Here is a 17620-nt window from a genome sequence, read left to right as displayed (position 1 = left end):
GTGCTGCTGCCGTCTCGGAACCGGTCGTGCGGTCGAACCGGGCGATGACAGCGAACGTGAGGTGGCAAGACACGCCTTCTTATTCTCGCGGCTGATCCACCCGAGCTTTGCTTGGTCTCTCCGCCCTCTCGTCCAAGAGGGCGCAGGGAAGGCCGGGTGCCGGCGGCACCCGCGGTCTGCTGCGCAAAAAGGTGCACGCAGGAAACCGCACAGCAGCATACAGGTGAAGCCCAACACACGGCCTTCCCTGCGCGATGGTCGGACGGCTTATGCCGCGCTCTCCCGGGAGCCGAGTTCCTTCTGGCCTCCCTCGCCCCAGCGAAATTCACCGGCGCCGCGCCGGTTGACGCGACTGCCGCATTCGCCAACGCTTGACCGTAGCAACGACGGTCAGGACCACACGGTTTTGCCGTACGCGCGGTTCGCTTGACCCCACCGGCTCCGACGGCCTTGTGCACGTTGCCATCGAGTACCGGTGGGACGAATCTGTCAGCGCCGCTCGTCCGCACGCGGTCGCAGGCTCACGGAGAGCAATCCGCCCTGCCCCTGACCTCTCGTGCACGACGCTGCCGCGTCCACCGCAAGCCCGGCTCGCGAACATGACGACCACACGATCGCCCCTCAAGGATGAGCCGGGATGGGCCACACATACGCCGATTCCGAATTTCGGTAAAGCGGAATATTTTCTCGAAGAGGGCTTGACGCGTAGGAGAAACAGGCCTGAAGTCCTGCATTGTTGGCGACGTGATGCCCCGCAACATCTGTTTACATTCAGCAACATTCGGGCTGCCGAAAGGCCACGATCGCGCGGCTATTGAGGCGTGCTATTCCTTCTTCCTTCCAAGGGCCATGGGCACCGCCCGTACCGCGGTAAGGCCAATGGGTCTCAAGCCAATTCGATGCAGCCACACTTGTCCGACGCGATTCCCGCGCCATCCGCAGAGGAGGACCATTGCCCGACGAGGCCCCTGTTGCACGCCGCCCTCTCGCGCGCCGGATCGGCGTGCGCAGCGCTGTTGCTGGGCTGCACACTGGCTGGCTGCGCAGTCGGGCCTGACTATACCGGGCCGCCGAAGCTCGACATGCCCCGGGAGTGGAGCGTCAAGCCGCGATCGCGCCGCCAGACCGCTACGCTCGATCGCTGGTGGCTTCGCCTGCGCGACCCCGTACTCAACCGGCTGATCGAACAGGCAGTCGAAGCCAACCCGGATGTCGCCAAAGCCAAGGCTGTCGTGCGCGAGGCGCGCGCAACGGTGCAACAGACCAGCGCCGGCCTGCTCCCCTCCGTCAGCGGTTCTGCCTCGGTGACAGGCAACAAAACCAGCGCGGGCTCCGCCTCCGCCGTGGTCGATACGGCGCCCTACACGCTTCACCAGGCCGGCTTCGATTCGAGCTGGGAGCTCGACCTGTTCGGCGGCACGCAGCGGAACATTGAAGCCGCGGTGCGCGGGCAGCAATCGGCCGAGGAGGATTTGCGCGACAGCCTCGTCACGCTGATCGGCGACGTCGCCGCCTATTATGTGGACGCGCGGGGATACCAGGCCCGGATCGAGCTGGCGCGGCGCACATCTGTCTCGCAGCGCGACACCGAGAAGCTCACCCGCAGCAAGTACGAGGCCGGCAGCGGCAACGCCGTCGATCTCGCCAAGGCAACCGCGCAAGCCGCGAGCACGGAAGCGAACGTTCCGACCTACCGCGCGGCGCTCGCGGCCGACATCCATCGGCTCGGCATCCTGCTCGGACGGCCGCCCGACGCCGTCGCTTCGCTGATGGCACGGCCCACGCCGGTGCCGGCGCCGCGCATGCCGCTCCCCACGGGCCTGCCCGCCGACCTTCTCATCAGCCGTCCGGACGTTGCGAGCGCTGAGCGCAAGCTCGCCCAAGCCACGGCCCAGATCGGCGCGGCCGAGGCCGACCGCTACCCTGCGGTGTCGCTGACGGGCTCGGTCGGCACATCTGCGCTGCGCGCAGGCGATCTCGCAAAATATTCCAGCGTGAGCTGGTCGGTGGGGCCCTCGGTAACGGTGCCGGTGTTCGATGCAGGCAAGCGCCTCGCGACCGTCAGGATCGCGGAAGCGCAGCGCGATCAGGCGTTCGCCACGTTCCATTCGACCCTGCTCACCGCGCTCGAAGACGTCGAGAATGCGCTGGTGTCGCTGTCGCAGGAGCGCGTGCGGGCGGCCAAGCTGACTGAAGCGGCGAAGAACTATCGCGAGGCCGCCCAACTATCCCGGTCGCTGTTCGAGACCGGCAGTGCCAGTTTCATCGACGTGCTGGACGCCGAGCGCTCGCTCTATTCGGCGGAGGATTCGCTGATCCAGAGCAAGGTGTCGGCCGCCAAGGACTACATTTCCCTCGCCAAGGCGCTCGGCGGCGGCTGGACCGATCCGGTCGAAACGTCGACGCCCATCATCGTGGACACCAACACGGGACCTCACTTCCGGGAGACGGTGAAGTGACTGATATCATCACCGCCAGGCGCCTGAAAATCGCCGCGGCCCTGATTGTCATCGTCGCAACCGCCGTCTTGGCGGCCACACGTTTCCTCGGCACGTCGAGCAAGACGCAGTCCTACATTACCGCGCCCGTGATCGTGAGCGATCTGCGGGAAGAGGTGCTCGCGAGCGGCACTCTCAAGCCGGCGCGGCTGACGGCCGTCGGCGCGCAAGTGTCGGGCCGGATCACCGCGCTCAACGTGCGCGTCGGCGACACGGTCAAGGCCGGGGATGTCATCGCCCAGATCGACCCCGTCACCAAGCAGAACGACTTGCGCAACTCGGAAGCCGCACTGAAGAACTACCGCGCGCAGAAGGCCGAGAAGGAGGCTGCCCTGGTGCTGGCCGAGGCGAATCTCGCGCGCCAGCAGGCGACACTGGCGCAGCGCGCCACCTCGCGCAGCGATTTTGACAGTGCGGATTCGACGGTGCGGCAGACCCGCGCCCAGATCGCAGCTCTCGAGGCGCTGATCGTAGGCGCCGAAGCCAGCGTGGAGACGGCGCGGGTGAACCTCGACTACACGCGCATCACCGCGCCCATCGACGGCACGGTGCTCGCCACCGTGGTGCAGGAGGGCCAGACGGTCAACGCGGTGCAGTCCGCGCCGACCATCGTCGTGCTCGGCCAGCTCGAGACAATGACGGTGCGGGCCGAGATTTCCGAGGCCGACATCGTCAAGGTCCGGCCGGGACAATCGCTCTACTTCACGATACTGGGAGACCAGGACCATCGCTACGAGGCTCGGCTGGAGCAGATCGAGCCAGCGCCCGAATCGATCAAGAACGACGCGAGCTTCTCCTCGACCACGACGTCGAGTTCGGGCTCGTCCAGTTCATCAAGCTCGACCAGCACGGCAATCTACTACATCGGCGTCTTCAACGTGCCGAACAAGGACTATGCGCTGCGGACGTACATGACCGCGGAAGTGCATATCATCACCGGCGACGCGAAGCGCGTGAAGGTCATCCCGGCGCTGGCGGTGATGCGCAAATCCGACGGTCGCAGCACCGTCCGCACCCTGGACGCGTCCGGCGAGGTCAGCGAGCGTGAGGTCAAGACCGGCCTCAACGACCGCACCATGGTCGAGATCAGGTCAGGACTCTCCGAGGGCGAACGGGTCGTCACGGGAGAAGCAAACGAGCAGATCGCATCGCGCGGCATGCCGGGCGGCCCGCCGGGAGGCCCCTGAGATGACCGATTCCATCATCTCGCTCGAGAACGTCCGGCGCGAATTCACGGCCGGCGACACCAGCGTGGTGGCCCTCGACGGCTTCTCTCTGGACATCCGCGCCGGGGAGATGGTGGCGATCATCGGCTCGTCCGGTTCGGGCAAATCGACGCTGCTCAACATCCTCGGCTGCCTCGACCGGCCGACGTCGGGCACCTATCGCGTCGCCGGCAAGGACGCCTCCAAGCTTGATGCGGACGCGCTGGCGGCGCTACGCCGGGAGCATTTCGGCTTCATCTTCCAGCGCTATCATCTGCTCGGAGACCTCTCGGCTGCCGCAAATGTCGAGATCCCCGCCGTCTATGCCGGTGTCAATGCCCGCGAGCGCCGGATACGTGCGAACGCGCTGCTCGAACGGCTGGGCGTCGGCGCCCGAGGAGGCCATCGCCCCAATCAGCTCTCCGGCGGCCAGCAGCAGCGCGTCTCGATCGCGCGGGCGCTGATCAACGGCGCCGAGGTCATCCTGGCGGATGAGCCCACCGGCGCGCTCGACCGGCGCAGCGGCGAAGAGGTCCTGAAGATTCTCAAGGAGCTGCACCGCGAGGGCCGGACGATCATCATCGTCACCCATGATGCCGATGTCGCCGCCCGGGCCGAGCGCATCATCGAGCTGCGGGACGGCAGGATCGTTTCGGATCGCCGCACGGAGACCACGGCCGCGGCGGGGCCCGTAGCTCCCGCCGCCCGAACCACCACATGGGACAGCCGCCCCGGCTGGTCCGGCGCCTTGCGGCGGCTGCGCGAGGCGTCCCGCATGGCGCTGGTGGCGATGGCCGCGCACCGGCTACGGGCCTTCCTGACTATGCTCGGCATCATCATCGGGATCGCGGCGGTCTCGTCCGTCGTCGCGCTCGGCAACGCCTCGCAGCGCAAGGTGCTGTCCGACATCTCAAGTCTCGGTACCAACACGATCGAGGTATTTCCGGGCAAGGATTTCGGCGACGCCCGCGCCGCCAAGATCAAGACGCTGGTGCTCGGCGATGCCCGCGCGCTCGCCCGCCAGAGCTTCATCGCCGGTGTCACGCCGACCGTGTCGACCAGCACGACGGTGCGCTATCGCGGCAACGAGTCGAACGTGCTCGTGAACGGGGTCGGCGAAAGCTATTTTCTGGTCAAGGGCGCCAAGCTGGCGATGGGCCGCCTGTTCGACGCAGACGCCGTCCGCAACATCGAGCGGCAGGCGGTCATCGACGACAATACGAGGAAAACCTTCTTCGCCGACGACCAGACGTCCGGCATCGGCCGCGTGATCTGGCTCGGCAAGGTGCCATGCCGCATCGTCGGCGTGATCGCGCAGCAGCAGGGCGGGTTCGGCTCGAACCAGAACCTCTCGGTCTACCTGCCCTACACCACGGTGCAGGCTCAGTTCACCGGCGACCGCGCGTTGCGCAGCATTCTCCTGCGAATCAGCGATGAGATCTCGACCAATCTGGCGCAGGACGCGGTGACCACGCTGCTGACCCAGCGGCACAACACCAGGGACTTCGTCATCCTCAACACCGACGACATCCGCCGCACCATTACCAGCACGACGCAGACGCTGGCATTCCTGGTGGCAGCAATCGCGGTAATTTCGCTGGTCGTCGGCGGAATCGGCGTCATGAACATCATGCTGGTATCCGTGTCGGAGCGGATCAGCGAGATCGGCGTGCGCATGGCGGTCGGCGCGAGGCGCAGCGACATCCTCCAGCAGTTCCTCGTGGAGGCGATGCTGATCTCGTCCATCGGCGGCATCGCGGGCATTCTGATCGCGGTCCTGCTCGGCACTGCCGTCAACATCGCGGTGCCGGACTTCCAAATCAGCTATTCGCCGCTCTCGATCGGCGCGGCGTTCCTGACCTCGACCGGTATCGGCGTCACCTTCGGCTTCTTCCCCGCGCGCCGCGCCGCCTTTCTCGATCCCGTAGTGGCGCTGAGCCGCGACTGACCGTAGGATTGCACCATGACCGTAGTTCTTCGGACGAGACAAACGTCCTCAAATCGACCAACGATCGGCACTCCCGATGCGCGTTCGATCATGACCAATGGCACCCCGAACATCCTGGTCGTCGAGGACGATCGGCAGACCCGCGACCTCATCCTGCGCTATCTGGGCGAGCATTCCTTCGCGGTCCACGCGGCCACGAATGGCCGCGAGATGGACCGGCAATTGTCGCAGAACCGCATCGACCTGATCGTGCTCGACCTGATGCTGCCGGGCGAGGATGGCTTGAGCCTCTGCCGGCGGGTGCGCATGGAGTCCATGACGCCGATCATCATCCTCACCGCGAAGGGCGAGGATCTCGACCGGATCCTCGGCCTCGAGATGGGCGCCGACGACTATCTGCCGAAGCCGTTCAATCCGCGCGAGCTTCTTGCCAGGATCCACGCCGTGCTGCGCCGCCAGGCGAGCGGACTTGCCGCCGGCCCCACGGCAACGCGCCTCAAGTTCCAGGGCTGGATCATTGATCTTCGCTTGCGGGAATTGCGCGACCCCGAGGGCGCGCAGGTGCCGCTTACCAGCGCCGAGTTCGATCTGCTGCAAGCGTTCTGCGAACGGGCCGGCCGCATCCTCACCCGTGACAATCTGCTGAGCATGACGCGCGGCCGTCCCGGCGGCAACTTTGGTCGCAGCATCGACGTGCTGGTCAGCCGCGTGCGACGCAAGCTCGACCGCACCCAGGAGACGTCCGTGATCAGGACCGTTCGCACGGGCGGCTACATCTTCACGCCGGTGGTGGAGGAAGCATGAGCCGCGCAGCCGAGATCGTGGCGCTGTTCAGCCTCAGGCGGATCAGCGGCCAGATCGCGGCGCTGGTGCTGGTGTCGCTGGTCCTGATCCACATCCTGATTGCCGGATATTTCCTGCTCAGCCGGCCGAAGATGCTGACGGACAGACCGGTCGAGCAGCTCGAGTTGATCGTGGAGATCATCGACAACACGCCGAAAGCACAGCGCGCCATGGTGCTCGACAACATCCGCCGAACCTATCCGGCACTGAAGCTGCAATTGCGCGAAGGCGTCTCCGCCTCGCCCATGCCGGAGCGGTCGCCGCTGAACGTCCCCTCGCCGCTGGCCGGCAAGGTCGACCTCATTCGCGGTGCCACCTCCGACGACAACCGCCTCTGGTTCGATCTCGGCAACGACGACGTGCTCGAGGCCATGATCGGATCGCCCAAGATGCCAGCTTTCGTCAGCGGCCTTTGGACCTCCACGCTGCTGTTCCTGGTGGCGAGCGTCACGCTGCTCGGCATCTGGGCGGGTCGGGCGCTCTCCTCGCCTTTGTCGGCCTTCGCGCGCGCGGCAGAGAGCTTCAGCCTGAATCAGTCATCGCAGCCATTGCCGGAGAACGGGCCGGAGGAGATCAGGTCCGCAGCCAGAGCGCTGAACCGGATGCGCGAGCGCATCGGTGCGCTGATGAACGACAGGACGCGCATGCTCGCGGCCATCAGCCACGATCTGCGTACCCCGCTCACGCGGCTGCGGCTGCGCTCGGAATTGATCGAGGATCCGGCTCAGCGCACGCAGACGGTGCGCGATCTCGACCAGATGCAGTCGATGCTGGAGTCGGTGCTCTCGTTGTTGCGCAGTGAAAGCCCGGTCAAGCCGACGCTTGTGGACGTCGCCGCATTGCTCGAGATGGTGTGCGAGCAGTTTACCGACTCCGGCCACGCGGTGAGCTATTCGGGCCCCGCCAGGGCCGCCTTCGTGTTGCGGCCGGACGAGATCGTCCGCGCGGTCAGCAACCTCGTCCACAATGCGACGCGCTTCGGAACCCGGGTCGAGGTCGCGCTGTCAACATCGGAGGATCGGCTTGTCATCGAGGTTTCGGACGACGGCCCCGGCATTCCCGATGAGAGGAAGGCGGCGATGCTCGAACCCTTCGTACGCGGAGAGGACGCCCGCACCATGGACGACACGGCTGGATTTGGCCTTGGTCTTTCGATTGCACAGGCGATCGTGACCGCGCATGGCGGAACGCTTGAACTGCTGGACAACGCGCCCACGGGCCTACGCGTCCGTTTGCTGCTCTTCGGCGCAAGTCGCGACAATGCGGGCACGTCTCGGACATAAAGCCGCGACATTTGTCGGGTTTTTGCTCCGCCCCGCCTCTGCTTTCCCGGAGTTCTCATGTCTTCTGCCGATCGGCCGGCGACCCGCCTAGCGACCAGGCTTGCCTTTCTCGTCGCGGGCTTCGGCATCGCGTGCTGGGCGCCGCTGGTGCCGTTCGCGAAGGGGCGGCTCGCGGTCGACGACGGCGTTCTCGGGCTGCTTCTGCTCAGCCTCGGCATCGGCTCCGTCCTCGCGATGCTGCTGACCGGCATTCTCAGCGCGCGCTACGGCAGCAGACCGATCATCATCGCAGGCGGGCTCGGTCTCACGCTGGTGCTGCCGCTGCTGGCGATGGCAGGATCGCCCACGACGCTGGCGCTGGCGCTGTTCGCCTTCGGCGCCGCGCTCGGCTCGATCGACGTCGCCATGAACATCCACGCCGTGGAGGTCGAACGCGCCGCAGGACGACCGCTGATGTCCGGCTTCCACGCGCTGTTCAGCATTGGCGGCTTCGCCGGATCTGCGCTGATGACGGCGCTGCTATCGCTGCAACTCGGGGCGCTTGTTTGCACGCTGATCTGCTCCGTCCTGATGCTGATCGCCATGCTCGTGACCTGGCCGCGCCTGCTGCGGTCCGTGTCAGTGCAGGAGGGCCCATTGTTCGTGCTTCCGCACGGATCGGTCCTGCTGCTTGCGCTGCTCGGCGCCATCACCTTCCTCGTCGAAGGCGCGATGCTCGATTGGGGCGCGCTGCTCCTGATCGGCGCGGGGCTCGTGACGGAGGCGCAAGGGGGAGCCGGCTACATCGTGTTCTCGATCGCGATGACGACAGGCCGGCTCGGCGGCGACGCGGTGGTAGCGCGTATCGGGGACCGCGCGACATTGCTCTGGGGCAGCCTGATCGCGATCGCGGGGTTTGTGATCCTGCTCACCGCACCCTTTGCAGCGGCTGCCATCGGTGGTTTCCTGCTGATCGGGCTCGGCGCCTCGAACCTCGTGCCGGTGCTGTTCAGACGCGCGGCGCGGCAAAAGGTGATGCCTGCCGGCCTGGCCGTCGCGGCCGTCACGACCGCAGGCTATGCCGGCGTCCTCATCGGTCCGGCCGGCGTCGGCTTCATTGCACAGATCGGCGGGCTGCCGCTGGCGTTCGGGCTGCTGGCGGCGCTGATGGGCCTCGTCACGCTATCTGCGCGGATCGTCACGACGAGCGCACGTCAGGGCACGGCGACCTAGCCGCCCAACGCAGCCGCACGGCGCGGCAGCTTCCAGCCGGGCCGGATGAAGTGACAGGTGTAGCCGTCAGGATAGCGCTCGAGGTAATCCTGATGCTCCGGCTCGGCCTCCCAAAACTCGCGCGCGGGCGCGACCTCAGTGACCACTTTGCCGGGCCACAGGCCCGATGCTTCGACATCGGCAATGGTATCCTCGGCGATCCGCTTCTGCTCCTCGCTCGTGTAGAAGATCGCGGAGCGATAGCTGGTGCCGAGATCATTGCCCTGGCGGTTGAGCGTGGTGGGATCATGGATCTGGAAAAAGAACTCCAGCATGGTTCGGAAGCTGGTCTTGGCCGGATCGAACATGATCTCGATCGCCTCGGCGTGGCCCTCGTGATTGCGGTAGGTGGCGTTCTTCACGTGACCACCGGTGTAGCCGACCCGGGTGGAGACCACGCCCGGCTGCTTGCGGATGAGATCCTGCATTCCCCAGAAACAACCTCCGGCCAAGACTGCACGTTCTGTCGTCATCTGATGTGCTCCCAATCGATCGCTCTGTCGGTTCTGCAGCTGCCGCATCATATAGGCTTTCGGCGGCTAGTCCGAAAGCCACGCATTGCACGCGCGTCCACCCAGCGCTTCCGGGTGGACCGAGGCGAGCACGCGCCGCTAGCCCAGCTTGGCGTCGAGCGTGATCGCGGCGTTGAGCACCTTCGATACCGGGCAGTTCTTCTCGGCCTCGCCTGCGATCTTCGCGAAGCCGGCCTCGTCGAGGTTCGGCACCTTTGCACGCAAGGTCAGCGCGGACTTGCTGATCTTGAAGCCCTTGCCTTCCGGCTCGAGCGTCACCGCGGCTTCCGTCGAGAGCTCCTCCGGCGTGAAACCGGCCATCTGAAGGCCGAACGCCAGCGCCATGGTAAAACAACCCGCGTGGGCCGCCGCGATCAACTCCTCGGGATTGGTACCCTTCTCGTTCTCAAAGCGGGTCTTGAACGAATAGGGCGTCTGCGCCAGCACGCCGGATTCGCTCGTGAGATGACCGGTCCCGTCGCGACCGGTGCCCTTCCAGACTGCCGTTGCCTTGCGGATCATTTCAGTTCTCCTCGTTTGGTCTCAGTACCGGCGCTCGGTACCCGTCGAAGGCGGCAGCGGCGTGACCGCCTGCCCTCCCAAGCCGGCGGCGCGCCGCAGCGGTTCCGTTAGCCCCTACACCGGGTCGAACGCCCGAATCGGCGGCAGATTTCCGATGAACCTCTCCACCTCGACGGTCGTCAGCTGGCCGGTGCAGCCCTGCGCCAGCGACGAGGTGCCGATATCGCGGGTGAGCACGTTGGGATTACCGTGAACGCAGAGCGGCGCCTCGTCTTCCGGGTCCATCGGATCGTACCAGGCGCCGGTCGGAAGCTGCACCACGCCGGGCGCGATGCCGTCGGTGAGATGGACCGCGGCGAGGCACGCGCCGCGCTCGTTGAACAGGCGGATGATGTCGCCGTCCTTGATGCCTCGCGCGTTCGCATCGATCGGGTTCATGCGCGCGACCTCTCGGCCGCGATGCTTTGCGGCCAGCGAGTGTCCGCCGAAATCGAGCTGGCTGTGCAGGCGCGTCGCCGGCTGGTTGGCGACGAGGAAGCACGGCGCCTCCGGCCTGGGCATATCGGTCTTCTCGAGCCAGACCGGGTGGCCGGGACAATCGGCATCGCCATGACTTGCGATCTTGGCCGAGAAAATTTCGATGCGTCCGCTCGGCGTCGGCAGGGCATGATTGATGGGATCTTCGCGGAAGCGGCGCAGCCGGCCACCGTCATCGGGTTGCTGCGGCACGACCAGGCTGCCGCGCGCCCAGAATTCTTCGAAGCTCGGTGCTTCCAGACCGCGCTTGGCAAGCGATGCGCGGGTCGGCTCGTAGAGGTGCTTTAGCCATTGTCGCGACGTGCGCCCTTCCGTAAACGGCTCGCGTGCCCCGAGACGTTCGGCGAGATCGGCGAAGATATCGTAGTCGTCGCGCGCAAGGCCGAACGGCTCGGCGATGCGGTGCATGGCGATCATCAGCGGATCGTTGGTGGAATAGCCGATGTCCTCGCGCTCCAGCGTCATCGTCGCGGGCAGCACGATGTCGGCGTGGCGAGCCGTTGCGGTCCAACCGAGCTCGTGCACCACGAATGTGTCCACTTGCGCGAACGCCTTGCGCAAGCGGTTGATGTCTTGATGGTGGTGAAAGGGATTGCCACCCGCCCAGTAGACCAGACGAATGTCCGGATAGCTGCGCGTTTCGCCGTTGTAGCGATAGGTACTGCCGGGATTGAGCAGCATGTCGGCGATGCGGGCTACCGGAATGAAATCGGCGACGCCGTTGCGCCCCTGCCCTAGCGTCGGCGCCGGCACGTCGTTGACGCGGCGGCCGTAATAGCCGATCGCTCCAAGCGAATAGCCGTAGCCGCCGCCGGGAAGACCGATTTGTCCGAGCGCTGCCGCCAGCACCATGCCCATCCACACCGGCTGCTCGCCGTGCTCGGCGCGCTGAAGCGAGTGTGAGACGGTGATGAGCGCGCGCTTGCCGGCAAGCCGCCGCGCAAGGTTGCGGATCGCCTCCGCCTCTACGCCGCAGATCGCCCCGGCCCATTCGGCGTGCTTGGGCTGGCCATCGCTTTCGCCGGTGAGATAGCGCAGGAAGACCGGCCAGCCCTCGGTGTAGCGATCGAGAAAAGCCTGGTCGTGCAGGCCTTCACTGACCAGCGTATGGACGACGCCGAGCATCAGCGCAGTGTCGGTGCCGGGCACGCAAGCAATCCATTCCGCCCCGGCCTCGACAGGCAGATCGTCGCGCAGCGGGCTGACCAGGACGAACTCGCAGCCGCGCCGGCGTGCCGCTTCCATCGCCCCGCGCTCGACATGCTTGCTGATCGAGCCGCCGGCCACCATGGAGTTCTTCAGCGCCATGCCGCCGAAGGCCAGCACGATGTCAGTGTCGGTCGCGATCTGCTCCCAGGTGACATTACGCTTGGTAATGTCTTCGTAGCCGGCCAGGATCTGCGGCAGCAGCACCGAGGACGCGCCCGAGGAATAGGAATTGACGGAGCGCACATAGCCGCCCATCGCGATGTTGAGAAAGCGATGCACCTGGCTCTGGGCGTGATGAAAGCGGCCGGCGCTCGACCAGCCATAGGAGCCGCCGAACACGGCGCCCGGCCCGCGGGTATCGCGGATCCGGCCCAGTTCTTCGCCGAGGAGATCGAGCGCCTTCTCCCAGCTGACGGAGACGAAGTCGTCGCGGCCGCGGCGGTCGTCGGGGCCCGGCCCGCGCTCCAGCCAGCCGCGGCGGACCGCCGGCTGGGCGATGCGCGCCTGGTGGCGTAGCGCTCCGGGAAAATTGTCGATGATGCCGTTCGGATCGGGATCCCCCGCATAGGCCCTGACCTCCAGCCCGGCCGCGCCCTGACGCGCAGAGAACGCGCCCCAATGCGAGGTATGCGGCTTGAAGCCGTCCGACAGGTCGAGGCCTGGGTCGGGGAAGCCAATCGTGTCGTCCATCATCTGATCCTTGTCCGGCGCCGCTCTGCGGCCGGGTGGTAATATACCGCTCCGTACCGGACGTCGTCGAGATCAGGGTTAACGGAAACGCTGGGCAGTCCCGCGCAATGACGTCCCTTGACGCTGAGACGTCGCCGAACGGGCTCGCGCGCGCGGCAAGAACCTTCGCCTACATCACCCGCGGGCGCAGCAATCGACCAGTAAGTTCCAGATCCGCTGTACCTCTTCCCTTCTGTCAGCCTCCGGCGCCTTCTCTGAGCTTGGCCGATCATACGCGGCAATCGCGGGGGCTTCGCGCGGCGCGATCCATCGCTCTGAAATCGGGTCGTACCATCTTCCCATATTCATCTCGGTCACGTCGCTCGATTTGCAGATTGGTCACGGTTGTACGATCCGCCTAGCGGTCCTCATTTGAACCGTTCGGTGAGGCGCCACCCATTTCACCAATCAGAAGCCCGTACGATCGTTCCCGCGGGCTGCGTCAGCCGGGCCGGGAAGGATGAAGCGTGCGCGGATGCCGCTCATGCAGCAACCGCGCAAGCTCCTCGCGCTCCGTGTCGCGCCCCTTCATCGCAGTCTCGAACAGCGCTTCCTGAATGTCTCGGGGGATGTCGCCCCACACATCCAGCGCGGCACGTCCGAGCAGGCTCGCAAAATGATCCACTCCGTTACTCATTCGGCTCTCCCGATCTGCACATGGGAATGGAACAGCGGCCGGCGCACGGCGTTCCACTGCCATCATTGTGAACGGAGGCGTCTTTTATGGGATTCTTCACCAAGGACATCAAATCGATGGAAGACCTGCTGCTGCATGGGCTGCAGGACATCTATTACGCGGAGCAGCAGATCCTGAAGGCGCTGCCGAAGATGATCGACAAGGCGACCAACAAGGATCTCGTTGCCGGGCTGAAGGCCCATCTGGACGAGACAAACAAGCAGGTCGAGCGCCTCGACAAGGTGTTCGCGAAGCTCGGCAAGGAGCCGAGCGGCACCAATTGCCCGGCCATCGACGGCCTGATCAAGGAAGCCGACGAAACCGCCGGGGAGATCGAGGACAAGGCCGTGCTGGATGCCGCTATCGTGGCGAACGCGCAGGCGGTGGAGCACTATGAGATGTGCCGCTACGGCACGCTGATCGCCTGGGCCGAAGAGCTCGGCCACGACGACATCGTGCGCTTCCTCACGACCAATCTGAACGAGGAGAAGGCCGCCAACACCAAGTTGAACACTGTGGCACTTCGCAAAGGGGTCAACGCCAAGGCGTCCAACGCGGCGTGATCGAATGCTGCTGATTGCACGTGGCGGCCCGGCCTTCCGGTGCCGCCCACGGGTCTTGCCGACGGGAGTGAGGCACGTGCGATCAGATGAATGGCTTTCCGCCGGTGACAGCCAGCGTTGCCCCGGAAGTGTAGCTCGAGAGCGGATCGGCCAGCATGACATAGGCGGTTGCGAGCTCCGCCGGCTGGCCGGCACGCTGCATCGGGACCTGCTTGCCGAAGTTCTTGACCCTGTCCTCAGACATCGTCGAGGGGATTAGCGGAGTCCAGATCGGACCCGGAGCCACCGCGTTCACCCGAATACCCTTCTCGGCCAGCATCTGGGCGAGCCCGCCCGTGAAATTCTGAATGGCGCCCTTGGTCGTGGCGTAAGCCAGCAGGCTGGGGTTCGGCATGTCCGAGTTCACCGAGGCCGTGTTGACGATCGCGGCTCCCGGCCGCATGTGGGGAACGGCAGCCTTGGTCAGATAGAACATGGCGTGGATGTTGGTCTCGAACGTCAACTGCCACTCCTCGTCGCTGATGTCGGCGATATCCTTGAACGTGGCCTGATGCGCCGCGTTGTTGACCAGGATGTCGATTCCCCCGAGCTCCTCGACGGCGCGGCGCACGATGGCGCGGCAGTGCTCGGGATTGCGGATATCGCCGGGGATCAGGACGACCTTGCGTCTCTCCCGTTCCACCAGCGCCTTCACCTCGACCGCATCTTCGTCCTCGTTCAAGTAAGATATGACCATGTCTGCGCCCTCACGCGCGTAGGCGATCGCGACCGCGCGGCCGATGCCACTGTCACCGCCCGTGATGATCGCCTTCTTTCCGGCCAGGCGCCCCGCGCCCTTGTAACTCTCCTCGCCATGATCCGGTCGCGGCTGCATCGCCCGCGTCGAGCCGGGCATCGGTTGCTGCTGTGAAGGATAGGGCGGCTTTGGATAGTCGGTCATGGAAAACTCCGGGCGTTTGCTGCGCTAACGGAGCGCTGCCGAAAGCGTTCCTGCGTGGACTCAGTCGTCGCATAACGCGGCAGTAACCTCGGGCAACAGAGTTCCGGCTTGCCACGTCGCGCCCTGCGCCGGCTCTGCGCGGTCAAGGCGGTAGACGTGCCCAGGCTCCGCTCGCAGGAACCCGTACGAGAAAGGCACACCTGGATAGGCCGCGGCAATGCGGCGGTTGCCGCAGTCGACATCATCACGCCCGTCCAGCACGTCGCGAAACGCTTGGACGACGGCGATCATGTCGCAATCCTGCGGCAACAGGCGTAGCGAGCCGATGTGGCTCTCGTGCAGTACTCCCGCCTCGCCCAGCAGATTGGCGCAGGTCATTCTCGCAGACGAAGCGACAATTTCATTCAGACGTCGGCGCCTCGATCGCCAGCGGCTCGTATCCGATCGCGGGCACCGGCAAAAGATCTGGTCCGGCCCAGGTCCGGAAAGCAACTAGCTCGTCCAAACCGCCCCGCCGGATCAATTCACCTCGGCGAAGCCGAGCGAGGCTTTCACGCCCGGCGAGATCATGCACGGCTGCCAGGGCGGCTCGAAGGTCATGGTGACCTCGACCGCTTCAACGCCCGGAACAAGACGCGCGCTGTTGGCGGCGCCCTCCTTGAGAAAGGACGCGGCAGGACAGCCTCGCGTCGTCGCCGTCATGGTGATGTGTGCAACGCCGTCGTCAACCGACACATCATAGACAAAGCCGAGATCCACGATGTTGTGTCCGAGTTCCGGATCGATCACGACCTTCAGCGACTGCCTTATCCGCGCCACGAGATCGTCGTCATCGGCCTTCATGCGAGCACCTTCACCGTCAGCTGATAGGCGTCCCTCTGCGGCGTGAAGCCGCCGCGCCACTGATGGCCGCGCTTGCTCAGCTCCCGAAACAGGAAGACCGGTTCGCGACTGAGCAAAGCGGAGAGCGTCTGCCCGGGCGCGAGCCGCTCCACCGACGCGAGAATCCGAACCATCGGCTCCGGCGGATCCAGGTCGCGGTTGTCGAGGCGAACGGCGGGCTCCGGCCAATCGTCATCGCTCAACGCCACGGGCGCGGGTTCGCCCGCTTCGAGCGAGCCATCGCGCGGCTTGAACAGGATCTCCCAGTCGCCGCCTTCGAGCTCGGCATCGCGGTGCGCGAAGCCCTTGCTCGCCATAACGTCGAACAGAGGAACCGGCTTGAAGGGAGCAAGGAGCCGCAAGCCTTCTCCGGGCTCCAGCCGCTCGAGCGCGGCCATGATGATCGAGAACGGCTCGCCGCCCGCACGCAGAATCGGCCGGACATCGACGTCGATGAAATCAGTCATGGCAGTCTCCTTTCAATTGCGCGAGACCAGAAGATGGGGGACTGTGGCTCCCAACGGCAGGCGTAGCGACTCCGCCACATCCGCGAGCCGTCTGGCCCTGACGAGCTCCTCACCAATGCCGAGCGTTGCGAGCGTCACAAGCGCGACAGCAGTGCGGAAGCCGAGCGCGCTGTCGATCGACAGCATGAACACGGCCGCCCAACTTCCGGCAAAGAACAGGACGAACCATTTTGAGGCGCGACGTTCGGCGACGAGATCCTGGACGCGAGGCGTCGGCGCTCTGCCCATCACCGGGCCGTACGTCTCGAGCCAGGTCAGAAACGGGACAATCTTGTAGAGATTGGCGAGCACGAGACCGGTGAGCCAGCCGAACGCGACGAGGAAGGCCAGCGCTCCCGCATGCGACTGCAACGAACCGGCCGCGGCAGACGCTGCGCCAAGGATTGCAGCCGCAACGAGGTTCCCCAGCGACAGCAGGCTCATGCGCGTATTGAGCTCGAGCGCACGGCGTTTGCGGGTACGGAACAGACCGAATACGTCGCTGCCATAGCCGGCAAGCGATAGAAGGGCCGCAGCTCCTGCAAGCAGAAGCACGAGGTTCAGCCCGGTGGCGCGCCAGAGTGCAAGCACTCCGCCGACGACAGCCACCGCCAGAGCCGCGGCCCCGCTGCGCCAGGCAAGCCGGCCCAGCTTCGCATCGCCGTCGGGCGCGAGCATGAACATCGCAAGCAGGCGATAGCTGACGCCCATGGCAGTGAACGTCAGCCAGCCGCCAAGCCCCGCAATCGCGTGGATCGGAACGCCCGATAGCAGCAGGTCCGGCCATAACGCTCCGACGTCGGTTCCGGACAGCACCAGCGAGAACGTGCCGCCCAATGCGGCCGTGACACAGATGCAGGCGAGCCCGACGGCAGTAAACCGCGCAGGTGCCGGCAGCGGCCGGGCCGACCAGAGCGTCATGCCGAGATTGGCAACGACCAACGCGAAGCCGGCAACCAGCAGGCCCGCGCCGATCGGTAGCAGCCAGCTCGACCCGTTGAAGTGGCCGCCGAGCGCCAGAAAGCCTGCGAGCAGGACAATCAACCCAAGCGTCAGCAGCGCCAGGGCCGGTAGCGTCCAGCGCTCCGCATAGAGCGGCTTTGCGACCAGCACCGGCACGAACTGGAACAACGCACCGGACAACACCGTGCTCAACCAGCCGACGCAAACCATGTGGACGATGACGAGCGTATCCGGTCCGCCGAAGTCGGTGTGCGGAAAGCCGAAGCCGGCAACCATCAGCACTTCTGCGAGCAGCAGCCACACGACTGCGAGCGCGAAGTAACTGACGGTCCATTTGCAGACGCTGGTTCCGACCACGAGCTTGGTTCCCATCGCCGGCACACAGCCCGTGCCAGCGCTCACGAACGGTAAGCAGCTGCAGTCAAGACCTCTTTGTCGAGGCGCAAACTCTGGCGCCTTTGGCAACTCGTTGCGTCAGAGTTCAACACGCCCTTCTGGTTCTCGGGCATGCCGGCTCGCAGGAACGCTCGCGTCTCTTCCGGTCCATGCGGGA

At 65.6% G+C, this 17620-nt stretch carries 16 protein-coding genes; 7 read left to right on the top strand and 9 right to left on the bottom strand.

Going from position 1 to position 17620, the window contains the following annotated elements; genetic code table 11:
• Window positions 1-971 precede the first annotated feature (971 nt).
• The 6 genes from K408_RS0127570 (at window position 972) to K408_RS0127545 (ending at window position 8989) form a co-directional block, all read left to right on the top strand.
• Window positions 972-2459, top strand: coding sequence for an efflux transporter outer membrane subunit (locus K408_RS0127570; RefSeq protein ID WP_024342057.1), 1488 nt, complete (start codon window positions 972-974; stop codon window positions 2457-2459).
• The gene (locus K408_RS0127565; RefSeq protein ID WP_024342058.1) at window positions 2456-3685 is read left to right on the top strand and encodes an efflux RND transporter periplasmic adaptor subunit; all 1230 of its coding nucleotides are present in this window, start codon (window positions 2456-2458) and stop codon (window positions 3683-3685) included. The genes K408_RS0127570 and K408_RS0127565 overlap by 4 nt, the downstream gene beginning before the upstream one ends.
• A 1-nt stretch (window position 3686) precedes the next feature.
• Window positions 3687-5651 (top strand): MacB family efflux pump subunit, encoded by a 1965-nt coding sequence (locus tag K408_RS0127560; RefSeq protein WP_024342059.1) that lies wholly within the window; start codon window positions 3687-3689, stop codon window positions 5649-5651.
• A 90-nt stretch (window positions 5652-5741) separates the two neighbouring features.
• On the top strand, window positions 5742-6455 hold the full coding sequence (locus tag K408_RS0127555; protein ID WP_024342060.1) for a response regulator: 714 nt from the start codon (window positions 5742-5744) through the stop codon (window positions 6453-6455).
• Window positions 6452-7777 (top strand): ATP-binding protein, encoded by a 1326-nt coding sequence (locus tag K408_RS0127550; protein ID WP_024342061.1) that lies wholly within the window; start codon window positions 6452-6454, stop codon window positions 7775-7777. The genes K408_RS0127555 and K408_RS0127550 overlap by 4 nt, the downstream gene beginning before the upstream one ends.
• A gap of 57 nt (window positions 7778-7834) precedes the next feature.
• Entirely contained in the window at window positions 7835-8989 is a 1155-nt protein-coding gene (locus K408_RS0127545) for an MFS transporter (RefSeq protein ID WP_024342062.1), read from the top strand.
• On the opposite strand, the gene msrA is transcribed toward K408_RS0127545, so the two are convergent.
• The 4 genes from msrA to K408_RS0127525 all read right to left on the bottom strand — a co-directional run bounded on the left by msrA (window position 8986) and on the right by K408_RS0127525 (window position 13174).
• Window positions 8986-9501, bottom strand: coding sequence for a peptide-methionine (S)-S-oxide reductase MsrA (gene msrA, locus K408_RS0127540; RefSeq protein ID WP_024342063.1), 516 nt, complete (start codon window positions 9499-9501; stop codon window positions 8986-8988). The two genes, K408_RS0127545 and msrA, sit on opposite strands and share 4 nt — an antisense overlap.
• A 138-nt stretch (window positions 9502-9639) precedes the next feature.
• On the bottom strand, window positions 9640-10062 hold the full coding sequence (locus tag K408_RS0127535; protein WP_024342064.1) for an OsmC family protein: 423 nt from the start codon (window positions 10060-10062) through the stop codon (window positions 9640-9642).
• A gap of 114 nt (window positions 10063-10176) precedes the next feature.
• Window positions 10177-12498 carry a molybdopterin guanine dinucleotide-containing S/N-oxide reductase gene (locus K408_RS0127530; protein ID WP_024342065.1) on the bottom strand — a complete coding sequence of 774 codons (2322 nt, stop codon included), beginning with the start codon at window positions 12496-12498 and terminating at the stop codon, window positions 10177-10179.
• A 481-nt stretch (window positions 12499-12979) separates the two neighbouring features.
• Window positions 12980-13174, bottom strand: coding sequence for a hypothetical protein (locus tag K408_RS0127525; RefSeq protein WP_024342066.1), 195 nt, complete (start codon window positions 13172-13174; stop codon window positions 12980-12982).
• A gap of 86 nt (window positions 13175-13260) precedes the next feature.
• Between K408_RS0127525 and K408_RS0127520 the strand changes: the two genes are divergently transcribed.
• Window positions 13261-13776 carry a YciE/YciF ferroxidase family protein gene (locus K408_RS0127520; RefSeq protein WP_024342067.1) on the top strand — a complete coding sequence of 172 codons (516 nt, stop codon included), beginning with the start codon at window positions 13261-13263 and terminating at the stop codon, window positions 13774-13776.
• Window positions 13777-13858: 82 nt separating this feature from the next.
• On the opposite strand, the gene K408_RS0127515 is transcribed toward K408_RS0127520, so the two are convergent.
• The 5 genes from K408_RS0127515 to K408_RS0127495 form a co-directional block, all read right to left on the bottom strand.
• Window positions 13859-14716: an SDR family oxidoreductase gene (locus K408_RS0127515; protein WP_024342068.1), complete on the bottom strand. Its 858-nt coding sequence runs from the start codon at window positions 14714-14716 to the stop codon at window positions 13859-13861.
• Between the two features lie 60 nt (window positions 14717-14776).
• A complete protein-coding gene (locus tag K408_RS0127510; RefSeq protein WP_196232403.1) occupies window positions 14777-15007 on the bottom strand; it encodes a hypothetical protein in 231 nt (76 codons plus the stop codon).
• 228 nt (window positions 15008-15235) lie between these two features.
• Window positions 15236-15559, bottom strand: a complete 324-nt coding sequence (locus K408_RS0127505) for a metal-sulfur cluster assembly factor (RefSeq protein ID WP_024342070.1) — start codon at window positions 15557-15559, stop codon at window positions 15236-15238.
• Window positions 15556-16065 (bottom strand): DUF2249 domain-containing protein, encoded by a 510-nt coding sequence (locus K408_RS0127500; RefSeq protein ID WP_024342071.1) that lies wholly within the window; start codon window positions 16063-16065, stop codon window positions 15556-15558. The genes K408_RS0127505 and K408_RS0127500 overlap by 4 nt, the downstream gene beginning before the upstream one ends.
• Before the next feature lie 12 nt (window positions 16066-16077).
• The gene (locus tag K408_RS0127495; RefSeq protein ID WP_024342072.1) at window positions 16078-17424 is read right to left on the bottom strand and encodes a hypothetical protein; all 1347 of its coding nucleotides are present in this window, start codon (window positions 17422-17424) and stop codon (window positions 16078-16080) included.
• Between the last annotated feature and the right edge of the window lie 196 nt (window positions 17425-17620).

Origin of the sequence: Bradyrhizobium sp. in8p8, assembly GCF_000426845.1 — a bacterium.
Lineage (GTDB): Bacteria > Pseudomonadota > Alphaproteobacteria > Rhizobiales > Xanthobacteraceae > Bradyrhizobium > Bradyrhizobium japonicum_C.
The sequence above is the reverse complement of the archived record's forward strand: the minus strand, read 5'-3'. Positions and strand labels throughout refer to the sequence as shown.

What these genes read in the sequence shown, in the direction of transcription:
- K408_RS0127560 (WP_024342059.1), top strand. Translation starts at nt 3,687, where the DNA reads ATGACCGATTCCATCATCTCGCTCGAGAACGTCCGGCGCGAATTCACG.
- K408_RS0127555 (WP_024342060.1), top strand. Translation starts at nt 5,742, where the DNA reads ATGACCAATGGCACCCCGAACATCCTGGTCGTCGAGGACGATCGGCAG.
- K408_RS0127550 (WP_024342061.1), top strand. Translation starts at nt 6,452, where the DNA reads ATGAGCCGCGCAGCCGAGATCGTGGCGCTGTTCAGCCTCAGGCGGATC.
- K408_RS0127545 (WP_024342062.1), top strand. Translation starts at nt 7,835, where the DNA reads ATGTCTTCTGCCGATCGGCCGGCGACCCGCCTAGCGACCAGGCTTGCC.
- msrA (WP_024342063.1), bottom strand. Translation starts at nt 9,501, where the DNA reads ATGACGACAGAACGTGCAGTCTTGGCCGGAGGTTGTTTCTGGGGAATG.
- K408_RS0127535 (WP_024342064.1), bottom strand. Translation starts at nt 10,062, where the DNA reads ATGATCCGCAAGGCAACGGCAGTCTGGAAGGGCACCGGTCGCGACGGG.
- K408_RS0127530 (WP_024342065.1), bottom strand. Translation starts at nt 12,498, where the DNA reads ATGGACGACACGATTGGCTTCCCCGACCCAGGCCTCGACCTGTCGGAC.
- K408_RS0127525 (WP_024342066.1), bottom strand. Translation starts at nt 13,174, where the DNA reads ATGAGTAACGGAGTGGATCATTTTGCGAGCCTGCTCGGACGTGCCGCG.
- K408_RS0127520 (WP_024342067.1), top strand. Translation starts at nt 13,261, where the DNA reads ATGGGATTCTTCACCAAGGACATCAAATCGATGGAAGACCTGCTGCTG.
- K408_RS0127515 (WP_024342068.1), bottom strand. Translation starts at nt 14,716, where the DNA reads ATGACCGACTATCCAAAGCCGCCCTATCCTTCACAGCAGCAACCGATG.
- K408_RS0127510 (WP_196232403.1), bottom strand. Translation starts at nt 15,007, where the DNA reads ATGATCGCCGTCGTCCAAGCGTTTCGCGACGTGCTGGACGGGCGTGAT.
- K408_RS0127505 (WP_024342070.1), bottom strand. Translation starts at nt 15,559, where the DNA reads ATGAAGGCCGATGACGACGATCTCGTGGCGCGGATAAGGCAGTCGCTG.
- K408_RS0127500 (WP_024342071.1), bottom strand. Translation starts at nt 16,065, where the DNA reads ATGACTGATTTCATCGACGTCGATGTCCGGCCGATTCTGCGTGCGGGC.